This is a genomic window from Kluyvera sp. CHPC 1.251, assembly GCF_036759945.1.
GTDB lineage: Bacteria > Pseudomonadota > Gammaproteobacteria > Enterobacterales > Enterobacteriaceae > Kluyvera > Kluyvera sichuanensis.
This window is the reverse complement of record NZ_JAPKIC010000028.1, coordinates 1-2256: the sequence shown is the minus strand read 5'-3', so window position 1 is coordinate 2256 and position 2256 is coordinate 1. Positions and strand designations below refer to the sequence as shown.

Annotated in this window: 2 protein-coding genes, 1 tRNA gene and 1 pseudogene; all 4 read left to right on the top strand. The window is 39.5% G+C overall.

Features of this window, described 5'->3' with window-relative positions; translation table 11 throughout:
* Positions 1–317 precede the first annotated feature (317 nt).
* The 4 genes and pseudogenes from V6940_RS22645 to V6940_RS22630 all read left to right on the top strand — a co-directional run bounded on the left by V6940_RS22645 (position 318) and on the right by V6940_RS22630 (position 2216).
* Positions 318–402: transfer RNA gene (locus tag V6940_RS22645), tRNA-Leu, on the top strand.
* 43 nt (positions 403–445) lie between these two features.
* A pseudogene (locus tag V6940_RS22640) lies at positions 446–888 on the top strand (tyrosine-type recombinase/integrase); the annotation flags it as partial.
* 217 nt (positions 889–1105) lie between these two features.
* The gene (locus V6940_RS22635; RefSeq protein WP_333497409.1) at positions 1106–1411 is read left to right on the top strand and encodes a helix-turn-helix domain-containing protein; all 306 of its coding nucleotides are present in this window, start codon (positions 1106–1108) and stop codon (positions 1409–1411) included.
* 76 nt (positions 1412–1487) lie between these two features.
* Entirely contained in the window at positions 1488–2216 is a 729-nt protein-coding gene (locus tag V6940_RS22630; protein ID WP_333497410.1) for a PmeII family type II restriction endonuclease, read from the top strand.
* Positions 2217–2256 lie beyond the last annotated feature (40 nt).

Below are 2256 nucleotides of genomic sequence, written 5' to 3'. Positions count from 1 at the left end.
AACACAACCCGCTACGGGGGAGACTTACCCGAAATCTGATTTATTCAACAAAGCCGCACAATGGCCGTTGTTACGAGATTCAGTAACGTGATCTCATATCAAACGAGGGCAAATGTAAACCGACCCGGTCACGTTGCATTTTTTTGCGAGGCGGATTCCAGGAAAAAGCGTTGGCTGAGGGCAGAGTTAGCGGCGGTTAAGGGTTTTGTGGGGGATGCGACGGTTTTTTAGACACTTGGTGGGGGAGTAGGTGACTGGCGCTTGCATGGTGGCGCGTGACAGGTATAATCCACAACGTTTTCCGCATACCTTTCCGTGCCGGAGTGGCGAAATCGGTAGACGCAGTTGATTCAAAATCAACCGTAGAAATACGTGCCGGTTCGAGTCCGGCCTTCGGCACCATTAGTACTTCCAAGACCATCTGAGTAAGTCAACCAACCCCTGTCATTTGTTAGCACTAATTAAAAAAGTTTATGCCAGTGGTAAACACTACGTTGCTCGTGCTTGTAACAACGTATCACGGTCATGATTTGTTACGCCGCACAGAACGATTACATAGACTCTAATCCAGCCAGTGACATGGACTGTGCGTTATCGATAACCAAAGCTCGATACTATCCAGCTTTACCTCCTAGTTGTTTCCCTGAGTTTCTTGCTAATCATGCTGCATATCATGACCGAGTTTTCCTTACTAGCTTTTGTGCGTTTCAGTGAGTTACGTTTCGCTCGTTTGGATGAATTCGGCTTCGATAAATCTCTTTGGCGCATACCGGCACGACGAGAATAAATTAAGGTGGGCGTTACTGGTATCGTGGCATGAAGATGAAAGAAGAGCAGATTGTTCCACTTAGTCGGCAGGCGATGATTTTGCTAGACCAACTAAAGAAAAGCATATATCTGCTTTTGAATTTGTATATACCCCCCAGAGAATATTAATTAAGCATTTGTGTAGATAGAAATTTACCTTCATCTACGACGATATGGGGACCTTTTTAACGCTTATTTAACAACTAATTAAGTAATAACTTTCTTCCTGAAAACTAAGCATTCCTTAGTAACTATCTGTCTGAAAAGTGCAAACCTACCTCCTAAAAGAGGATTTTCGATGCTTCCAATTAGGTTAAAAAAAGCTCGGCTAAGCGCTGGGTTAACTCAAGAGCAGTTGGGAATACTTATTGGTATTGATGAGAGCTCTGCTAGTGCTCGTATGAATCAATATGAGAAAGGTAAACATGTACCAGATTTTTCACTTACAAAAAAAATCGCAGATTCACTAAACGTTCCTGTCTCATATTTTTATACTCCAGAAGACGATTTGGCTGAAGTTATTTTAATACTTAATCAAGTAGATAAAAAACAACGATTGATTTTATTAAAGAAATTAGTTGAAGGAATTATAAAGCATGGATAAACAAGAGGTTATACTTAAAGTGCAGGAGTGTGCTGCATGGTGGATTTTGGAAAGACAAAGTAAATTAACAAAGTTAATGTCTGAAACGATGTCTATAAATCCTTTCATGACACCATTCATTTTTGATTATCACTCTCTTGATAATTTTGATGAGCTTGTTGAGGCAATAATTGCCAAGCATTTAATGACTGGACATGACACTGGTTTTGGAAAATTGATTGATGAAAAAATACTGCCTAGGGTATTTGGAGCACATAAGTTAGATAAAAGCTATAGAGCCGCAAATGAACCATTTATACACTCTTGCTTTGATGAAATAGATCATGTAATTAAAAGGGATGATGGCAGAATTGAGCTTTTATCTCTGAAAGCAGGCAAATGGACTATTCAATTAACAATGGCTGTTCAACTTAATAAGGCATTCAACGAGATAATAAATGATTATCCGCGCGTAGCTGATAATATCGTAGTTGGTGTTTTTTATGGAAACAGTAATGGATTAACTGATAAGTATAGAATCTTACGAGGTATTAACACAGGTGCCAATCACAATGTAATTGATATTCGTGATAAAGTACATGTGTATGCAGGTAAAGAATTCTGGTCATGGCTTAATAATGGTGAAGATGAAACCCAACATTGGGTTCTTGAGGGTATTGAGCGAGCTGTCAAAGAAGCTGATATAAAAGAAAAAAATAAAGAGCTTATTGAAAGGTTCAAAGATCATGTCGCAAAAAAATACAATGAACAAGTATTGAATGCCGATGGCACGGCCCAGTGGCATAAATTAGGCTTTGTTGAATAAATCAGATTTCGGGTAAGTCTCCCCCGTAGCGGGTTGTGTT

Bases quoted from the DNA above. Each gene is read 5' to 3' on its own strand.
- V6940_RS22630 (WP_333497410.1), top strand. From the start codon at position 1,488: ATGTCTGAAACGATGTCTATAAATCCTTTCATGACACCATTCATTTTT.
- V6940_RS22635 (WP_333497409.1), top strand. From the start codon at position 1,106: ATGCTTCCAATTAGGTTAAAAAAAGCTCGGCTAAGCGCTGGGTTAACT.